Origin of the sequence: Devosia sp., assembly GCF_028290645.1 — a bacterium.
In the GTDB taxonomy this organism is placed as follows: Bacteria; Pseudomonadota; Alphaproteobacteria; order Rhizobiales; family Devosiaceae; genus Devosia_A.
Map to the genome: position 1 here is coordinate 19,407 of NZ_JAQGJL010000306.1, position 8,159 is coordinate 27,565.

Annotated in this window: 8 protein-coding genes; 4 read left to right on the plus strand and 4 right to left on the minus strand. The window is 64.4% G+C overall.

Annotated features, from left to right (window positions below; genetic code table 11):
• Positions 1-2: 2 nt before the first annotated feature.
• Genes JWQ89_RS16555 through JWQ89_RS16570 form a run of 4 tightly spaced genes read left to right on the plus strand, consistent with a single transcriptional unit; the run spans position 3 to position 3,270 of the window.
• Positions 3-212 carry a hypothetical protein gene (locus tag JWQ89_RS16555; RefSeq protein WP_299642749.1) on the plus strand — a complete coding sequence of 70 codons (210 nt, stop codon included), beginning with the start codon at positions 3-5 and terminating at the stop codon, positions 210-212.
• Entirely contained in the window at positions 205-792 is a 588-nt protein-coding gene (locus JWQ89_RS16560) for a cytochrome C oxidase subunit II (RefSeq protein WP_299642751.1), read from the plus strand. The genes JWQ89_RS16555 and JWQ89_RS16560 overlap by 8 nt, the downstream gene beginning before the upstream one ends.
• Positions 782-2,416: a cbb3-type cytochrome c oxidase subunit I gene (locus tag JWQ89_RS16565; RefSeq protein WP_299642752.1), complete on the plus strand. Its 1,635-nt coding sequence runs from the start codon at positions 782-784 to the stop codon at positions 2,414-2,416. The genes JWQ89_RS16560 and JWQ89_RS16565 overlap by 11 nt, the downstream gene beginning before the upstream one ends.
• On the plus strand, positions 2,416-3,270 hold the full coding sequence (locus tag JWQ89_RS16570) for a c-type cytochrome (protein WP_299642753.1): 855 nt from the start codon (positions 2,416-2,418) through the stop codon (positions 3,268-3,270). Before JWQ89_RS16565 ends, JWQ89_RS16570 begins: the two co-directional genes overlap by 1 nt.
• Positions 3,271-3,349: 79 nt before the next feature.
• Here the strand turns inward: JWQ89_RS16570 and JWQ89_RS16575 are convergent, their stop codons facing one another.
• The 4 genes from JWQ89_RS16575 to JWQ89_RS16590 all read right to left on the minus strand — a co-directional run.
• Positions 3,350-5,455 carry an ADP-ribosylglycohydrolase family protein gene (locus tag JWQ89_RS16575; RefSeq protein ID WP_299642755.1) on the minus strand — a complete coding sequence of 702 codons (2,106 nt, stop codon included), beginning with the start codon at positions 5,453-5,455 and terminating at the stop codon, positions 3,350-3,352.
• A 34-nt stretch (positions 5,456-5,489) separates the two neighbouring features.
• Positions 5,490-6,323, minus strand: coding sequence for a carbohydrate ABC transporter permease (locus JWQ89_RS16580; protein ID WP_299642756.1), 834 nt, complete (start codon positions 6,321-6,323; stop codon positions 5,490-5,492).
• Positions 6,310-7,164 carry a sugar ABC transporter permease gene (locus tag JWQ89_RS16585; RefSeq protein ID WP_299642758.1) on the minus strand — a complete coding sequence of 285 codons (855 nt, stop codon included), beginning with the start codon at positions 7,162-7,164 and terminating at the stop codon, positions 6,310-6,312. Before JWQ89_RS16585 ends, JWQ89_RS16580 begins: the two co-directional genes overlap by 14 nt.
• Positions 7,165-7,279: 115 nt before the next feature.
• The coding region (locus tag JWQ89_RS16590) for an extracellular solute-binding protein (protein WP_299642759.1) at positions 7,280-8,159 on the minus strand (880 nt) is incomplete at its 5' end.

Consider the following 8,159-nt stretch of genomic DNA (forward strand, 5'->3'; position numbering starts at 1 on the left):
GCATGCTGACCGAAGAGGGAGAACCGCACAGGTCCGCCGCCAGCAGGAGAGAGCACGTGGCCGTGCCGATCGATACCGAGACTGCCGTACAGGCACTCAAATACGGCCCGCGCGGCGCCTTGCTGATCTCCGCGATCGCCGTGGGCCTGCTCTTTATCTGCTGGCTCCTCTTCTATTTCCTGCTGTTCTTGCCGCGAGGCGCAGTTGGCTGAGACCGAAACCCATCCGCTGAGACGCCGCCTTCCCGATGGGATCATGCCGGAGGAAGAGATCACGCGCACCGAGAACCGGTGGGTGGCAGTCATGCTCGGCATGCTCGGTTTGATGATGGTGGTGATCGTCGTGACGGGGATCACCGATTCTCTTCATCCACCCAGCAACGTCGAGACGATCGACCCGACGACGCTGCATCTGGGTGGTGAGTTTGCCGAAAGCAACCTGGGCACCGCCCGCGAACCCGACGGCTCGGTCACGGCGCGGCTGGTTGCAGATCAGTACGCCTTCGTCCCCTCCTGCACGCTGGTCCCGGCCGATACGCCGGTGAAGTTCCGCCTCACCAGCACCGATGTGATCCACGGCTTCCTGCTTCCCGTAACGAACGTGAACACGATGGTCGTCCCGGGCTACATCGCGGAGGTCCGAACCACCTTCACCCGGACCGGGGTCTACAGCATGCCGTGCAACGAGTTCTGCGGCAGCGGTCATCACGGCATGCTGGCGAAAGTCGAGGTGGTGCCGGCCGAGCAGTTCCCAACACTGACCGCAGACGAAAGGACAAGCTGTGCAAAATAGCGGCCGCCTGGCCCTGCTGCACTTCTGGGTCGCCTTTGCAGTCTTCCTGCCGGCCGTGGTGCTGGGTGCCTGGCAGATGCTGATGCGCAGCCCCCTGCCGGCGCCGCTCGATGATCCCGATGCGTACTACACGTCGGTGACGCTGCACGGCACGGTGATGGCCTATGTGGTCACCACGTTCTTTGCCATGGGGCTCGGCTACGCGGTGGCGGCGACCAGCCTCGGCCGCCCGATCCGCGGGGCCACGGCGGCATGGATCGGCTTCATCATCTGCCTCGTCGGCACGGTGATGGCGGTGGCAACGATCCTGTCCGGCCGGGCATCGGTGCTCTACACGTTCTATCCGCCGCTGCTCGCAAGCGCTTACTACTATGGCGGGGTCTTCCTGCTCGTCGCCGGATCGATGATCTGGGTCGTGCTGATGATCTACAACATGGGATTGTGGAAGCGGGACAATCCGGGCCATCCGGTGCCGCTGGCGATGTTCGCGATGACCGCCACGGCGATACTGTGGGGCTGGTCCGCGAGCGGCGTCGTCATCGAGCTCCTCGGCATCCTCCTGCCACGGTCTCTCGCACTGACGACGGAGATCGATCCCGGTCTCGCCCGCACCCTGTTCTCGATCACGCTCCACTCCATCGTCTATTTCTGGCTCATGCCGGCCTATGTCGCTTTCTATACCCTGGTGCCACAGGCAGCCGGCGGGCGGCTCTACAGCGACACGATGGGACGGCTCACCTTCATCATGCTGTTGGTTTTCTCGCTCCCCGTCGGGCTCCACCACATGTTCGCCGATCCGGAGCTTGGCGACGGGTTCAAGTTCGTGCAGTCGTTCCTCACCTTCTTTGTCGCGCTGCCGACCCTGCTGACAGTGTTCTCGCTGACCGCGAGCCTCGAAATCGCCGGGCGGGCGCGTGGCGGCAAGGGGCTGCTCGGCTGGGTTGCGGCATTGCCGTGGAACGAGCCCATCGTGCTGGCGGTCGGGCTGTCGCTGGTGATGCTGGGCTTGGGCGGGTTCGGCGGGCTCATCAACATGAGCTACGCGATGAATTCGATGATCCACAACACGTCATGGGTGACGTCGCATTTCCATCTGATCTTCGGCGGCGCGGTGGTGATCATGTATTTCGCCACCGCCTATGAGATGTGGCCGCGCATGACCGGCAGGCCCTTGCGGTCCAAGACCCTCGCCTGCTGGCAGCTGTGGCTGTGGTTCGCCGGCATCATGATCGTCACCATTCCCTGGCACATCACCGGCCTGATGGGGCAGCCGCGGCGCGTCGCCATCTTCGACTACAGCGATCCGTTCGTCGCCCCGACGGCGCCCTGGGTCATCGCCTCGGTGATCGGCGGGGCGATCCTGCTGGTGTCGGCGATCCTGCTCATCGTCATCCTGCTGCTCTCGCAGGTCGGTGAGAGAAAGCTTGCCGAACCGATGCGCTATGCGCTGGCGGTAAATCCGCCCCGAACCGTGCCATCATCCCTGAACGGCTTCGCACTGTGGAACGGCATCCTGGTTGTGCTCATGCTGGTCGCCTACGGCTATCCGATCGGACAGTTCTTCGTCCTCAAGTCGACGGTGCCGGCCTACGAAGTCGTTCGTGCATCGAACGAGGCGCGCTAGTGGCTCACGATCGCGGCCCCTTCAAGCTCAGCAATCCATGGCCGGTAATCGGCTGGGGCGTGGTGGCGGGCGCCCTGGTCGTTTCGGTGGTGCTGGGCTTTGGAGTTCTCAGCCGATTTCAGCAGAACGCTCCGACGCTTGATCTGTGGGCCGCGATTTGCCGTGGCCTCGGCATCACCTCGGACACGGCACCGGCAACCCAGCCACAGCCGGCATTGAACACACCGACACGGATCGCCTGGACCCCCAGCACGCTCGAGCAGATTGCCTCGGGCGATGCCGAGCGAGGTGCCTTCATCGCCATGAACTGTGTCGCCTGCCATGGACAGCGAGGCGTGAGCGGCTCGGATGTATATCCCACACTTGCCGGGATGAGTCCGGCCGTCATCTACAAGCAGCTCGACGATTTCAGGACCGGCAAGCGCCCCTGGGGCGTCATGGGAGGCGTCGCCAAGGCCCTGTCCGATCAGGACTCAGCCGACGTCGCGGCCTATTTTGCCTCTCAACCCAACGGGCTCCCGCCGGTTGATGGCTATCGCGTTCCCGAGCCGGGGCGCAGCCTGAGGGAGACAAATCCGGCCAAGCGGCTGGCCTTTGCGGGCGATCCGGCTCGCGGTATCCCGCCCTGCGCGGCCTGCCATGGACAGGGTGGCTACAAGATCGGGGCGCCCGCACTGCAACAACAGCGTCCCGACTACATCGAAGCGGAGTTGCAGTTCTTCGCCCAGGGCGTGCGCGCGAACGATATCTTTGGACAGATGCGAAACATCGCAAAGCAGCTCACACCGGACGAGATGCACGCCCTTGCCCTGTTCTACAGCGAGAGCGGCGGACCCCAGGCAAGCATCCGCTGAGTGCGAACCGCAGGTGGCCGCGGGTCCCCCGGATGGGCGCAAGTTCTCGCGATCCAGTCCGGGGCTCCGCGGCCGATGCTCAGCCGGTGATGCTCACCGCGTCCGTCGAGAGCGCCCCCTCGCTGATGAACAGGCCGATGGCCCCATCCTTGAACGCATGCTCGTCTGTGTCCTCGACGCTGATGGAAACGCCGTCGACGGTCGCCTCGATGCGGGTCCCGCGGACTCGGGCCGTGACGGAGAGTTTCTTTTCGAACTGGAACGGGAACGCCGTCTCCCCCAGCACGCTGGTCTCGTTGTCGCGGACCCGGACGATCTGCAGCTTGCCCTCGCGGGTCAGCCGTACCCCGTAGTAGCGCCGGAGCCCTTGGACTCGCAGCGCAACGCCGCCATGGTTGCCGAGGTGGATGACAATCTCGGATTTGACCGCGTAGTCGGTCCACTGCCGGGTACCGTGTGAAATCAGCCCCTCGCCACGGTTCTGCGAGATGCGGAAGCTGGGCGGAAAGCGCTTCGAGTAGAAGTCGACGCCGTTGACCCACGCCATGCGCCAGAAATCACAGTCTCCGGCCGGGCGGCGGAGCGTCAGCGCTGCGGGACCGTCCCAGCGGAGATAGTCGACCAGCAGCATGCCGTCCGCCCGCTTGCCGGTGCCGGTGATTGCAAGGCCGATTTCGCCGATCGGCTGTCCGCCGAACTCGGGCAGGGTCCATTCCAGCACCGTCTCGGCGCCGGGTTGCAGGGCCACGGCTTCGCCGTCGACGTCGCGCAGTTGGTCATGCTCATCATAGACGCGCAGCCGCAGCCGGACGTCGATCGCACCCTTGTTGGCGGCGGGCGCCGCGACCCGGGCCTTCACGACCTGGCTGGGATAGACGAGCGGAGTCGCCATCAGGTCGTAGGTGCGCATGTTGAGCATTTCGCGCGGCGAGAAGGTCGGGGTGGTGGCGCATGCCACCTGTCCGGGACCGAGCGCCTCGTAGGCGATGGAGAGCGCCCTGCTGCCCTCGAACTCGGCGTTCGAGACCCGCACGTCCTTGCTCAACGCAACGCCGAACTGCGGCTGGAAGCCTTGCCGGCTGCCGGGCAGCGAGAAGTGGAACTGGGCGCCGTCCTTGGGCGCCGCCATCTTCTGGCCTCCGGCAAGCTGCAGGCCGAGATCGGTGAGGTAGTAGGCCTGACGCACCGCATCGTTGATCGAACTGCCGCCATCGGCAGACGAGATGAGCAGCCGGTCGGCGATCGGCCCGCGCCAGTCCGGACCTTCATCGAGCCCGTCGAGCCCGTTCATGATGCCGAGCAGGCAGCCGACATTGCCGGCGTTGCAGTCGGTGTCCCAGCCCGAGGTATTGACGATCATCTGCGCGCGCTGGAAGTCGTGCGGCGCATACAGCACCGCCATCACCATCAGCGCGTGGTTGGGCACGACATGGCAGTTGCCGGGGTACTTGTCGTAGCCGTATTTCTCCTCGATCTGCTTGCGGGTATCCCGCCAATCCGGGTTCGCCTTGTGCCAGGCGCGGATGTCGGCGATCAACCTGGCGATCAGGCTGTCGCGCGGGATTTGCGCCAGCCCGGTGTCGAGCAGGTGGTCGATGTCGGAGGAGCCGAAAGCTTCCGCCTCCATCGCCGCCCACAGCATCGCCGCATGGACGGATTCACCGTCGTGGCTGACCTTGCCGGCCTGCTCGGCGAGCCTTGCCGCCAGTTCCGGCTGGCGCGGCGCGACCATGGCCCACCCGTCGATGAAGATCTGGGCGCCGATCTGCTCGGCGACGGCCTGGCCGTTGACGGCGATCGAACCCGAGGCCGGCGCCGCGACGCCGCGCTTCAGGTTCAGCCAGGCGGTGTGCTCGGTCGAATTGCCATTGCCGCCCCACCACAAGATCGAACGTTCCTCGACGATGTAGTTGAGCCAGGCCTTGCCGATCTCCTCGGCGCTGAGGTCCGGCTTGATGCCGTAGTCTTCGAGCGCGCGGATGAAGGTGAACGTGCCGGCGACATCGTCATCGGTGACCACCAGCGGCTGGTTGAGCCGCTCGTGCACGTAGTACTCGATGGGCCCGAGCTCGGCCATGATCCGCTGATAGGTCCAGCCCTCGAACGGGCGGCCGAGATAGACGCCGACCAGCTTGCCAAGCACACCGGCATAGACGCGTTCGAGATAGTCGTTCGGAACCTGCACTTGAAAACTCCTGTGGATGTGTTGGTTGCGGGGCTCAGCCCTTGACCGAGCCGCCAGCCATGCCTTCGATGAAGCGCCGCTGCAGCAGCACGAACAGGATCACTACCGGCAGGACGATGATCAGCGCGGCGGCCATGATCTCACCCCAGTCCGAGCTGTACTGCCCCGAGAGCAGGAAGAACGACACCACAGCGGTGAGCTTGTCTGCCTTCTGGAGGAAGGTCGTGGCGATCAGGAACTCGTTCCAGGAATAGAGGCCGATGATCAGCGCCACGGTGAGGATGCCCGGGGAGACGATGGGCAGCATGACCCTGGTGAAGACCTGCCAGTGGCTTGCCCCATCGACCAATGCCGCCTCCTCGATCTCGCGCGGGACGGCGAGGAAATAGGTGCGGAGCAGCATGACCGCGAAGGGCGAGTAGATGGCGGTGTAGATCACCGCGACGAAGAACACGTTGTTGATGAGCCCGAGCTTGGCCCCGCCGAAATAGAGCGGAAAGAGGAACAGCTGGATCGGCGCGGTGGTGGTGCCGAGCAGGTAGAACGTCACGATCTTCCAGCTCTTCACCTTGCGGCGCGCCAGCACATAGGCGGTCAGCGAGGCGGTCGAGCAGACCAGAATGATGGTCAGCGCCGTCAGCAGCGCCGAGTTGAAGAAGGTCTGGCCGAACTTGGCGTCCTTCCAGGCGCGGGCGAAATTGTCCCAGCGGATCACGTCGGGCAGCGCCAGCGGGTTCTGGACGATCTGGGCGGCAGGCTTCAGCGAATTGAGGACCAGTAGCGCAATCGGGAATAGCGCAACGAACAGCCCGATGCCGAGCACCACATAGGTGATGGTGAGCGTCGTCCGGCTTTCAACCAGCTTCATGTTCGTGCTCTCTCGCCTGGATGCGGATGTAGAAGAAGGTCGCAACGAGCCCGATGCAGCTGATGACGAGGGCGACCGCCGCCGCCTGCCCGACGTTCAGGTCGTAAAAGGCGTTGCGGTAGGCCATGGTGGAGAGCACTTCGCTCGAGAAAGCCGGGCCACCCTGGGTGAGGATGTAGACGAAGTCGAAGACCAGGAACGACCAGATGATGGTCATCACCATCATCAGGGTGATGGTGGGCCTGATGCCCGGCAGCAGCACGTAGCGCATCATCTGGAAGAAGGTCGCCCCCTCGAGCCGCGCCGCCTCGATCTGTTCCTGTGGCACCTGGCGGAGTGCGGCAAAGAAGATGACGCACAAGAAGCCCCACCAGTGCCAGAGGTCGACAGCGGCGACGCCGTAGAGCGCGGTGGATGGCTGCGCCAGCGGGTTGGCGATGCCGATGCCCATGCGGTTGAGGAGGCCGAAGACGCCGGTGACCGGGCTGTAGATCATCCCCTGCCAGACGCGTGCCGTGATCGCAGTGGCGATCACCACCGGGAGGAAGTAGACGACCTGGAAGAAGGTGCTGCCGCGCCTCGCGACCAGCATCATAGTGGCGGCGAGGAGGCCCATGCCGATGGGCACGATCATGAAGATCGCGGTCCAGATCAGGTTGTTGGTGAAGGCCGTCCAGAACACCCGGTCGCCGAGCAGGGCCTCGAAATTGCCCAGCCCGACAAAGCTCGGCACGGTGATGCCGTCCCAGCGGAAGAACGCAAGAGCGATCGTCAGCAGGGCCGGAATGAGGATGATGACGACATTGATGAGCAATGTCGGGACCAGATAGAGCCGGTGCATGGGAATCTCCGTTGGATGGGGCGGCAGCCCGATGCCGCCGCCCCGTCCGACACGTCGGGAGGACGTGAACTAGAGCAGATCGGCAAGGCTGACCTTGCCGATCCAGGAGCTGGAACTACTCGTCGCGCGCCGGGATCGCCGGCACCTTCCCCTCGGCGGCTTCCTGCTTGAAGGTCGCATCGAGCTTGGCGAGGAAGTCGGCGGTGGTTGACTTGCCCAGCCAGACTTCCTCCATGCCGCTCACGAGATACGTGTCGGTCGCAGGCGGCAGGAACGTCCAGGTGGTGTAGCCGTACTGCCCCTTGTCCACCGAGGCGGCGAGGTTTTTCATCGTCTCGGTGTAAAGCGGCAGGACGTCGGGCGACATCTGGACCTTGGAGAGATCGCGCAGCGGCGCGTTCCATTCACCCTGCCAGACCGAATTGATGTCGCCGTAGAACTTGTCGGAGAACACGTAGTCGATGACCGCCGCGGCGCCATCCGGATTCTGCGAGGTCGAGGCGATCGAGAAGGTCGAGCCGATACCAAGTGCATAGACCGGCGCCCCGACCGACGGATCGGACGGGAAACCGACAAAGCCCGGCTCGGCATTGTTGGGTGCGAAATAGGTTCCGACGTTCGAGAAGTTCCAGGTGCCGGTGGGCGCCATGCCGGCCTGCCCCGTCGCCACCTGCGCGAAGGCCTGCTCGCCCGTGAGCGAGAAGTAGTTGGGGCCGAAATAGCCCTTCTGCCACCACGAGTTGAGCGTATCGATCGCCTTGACGAAGGGCTCGGCAGTCCACGGGATTTCACCCTTCAGCGCCTTGTAGACGTTATCGGGGCCGGCCACCGAGTTGAGGATGATCGAGACATAGTGTTCGTTGGTCGGGCGCCAGTCGGCATTGCCGGCGCCGAACGGCACGATGCCCTTGGCGAGCATGGCGTCGGCCAGCGTCTCGAGTTCGACAGTGGTGGTCGGCGGGGTCCAGCCGTTCGCGGCGAACAGCGTCTTGTTG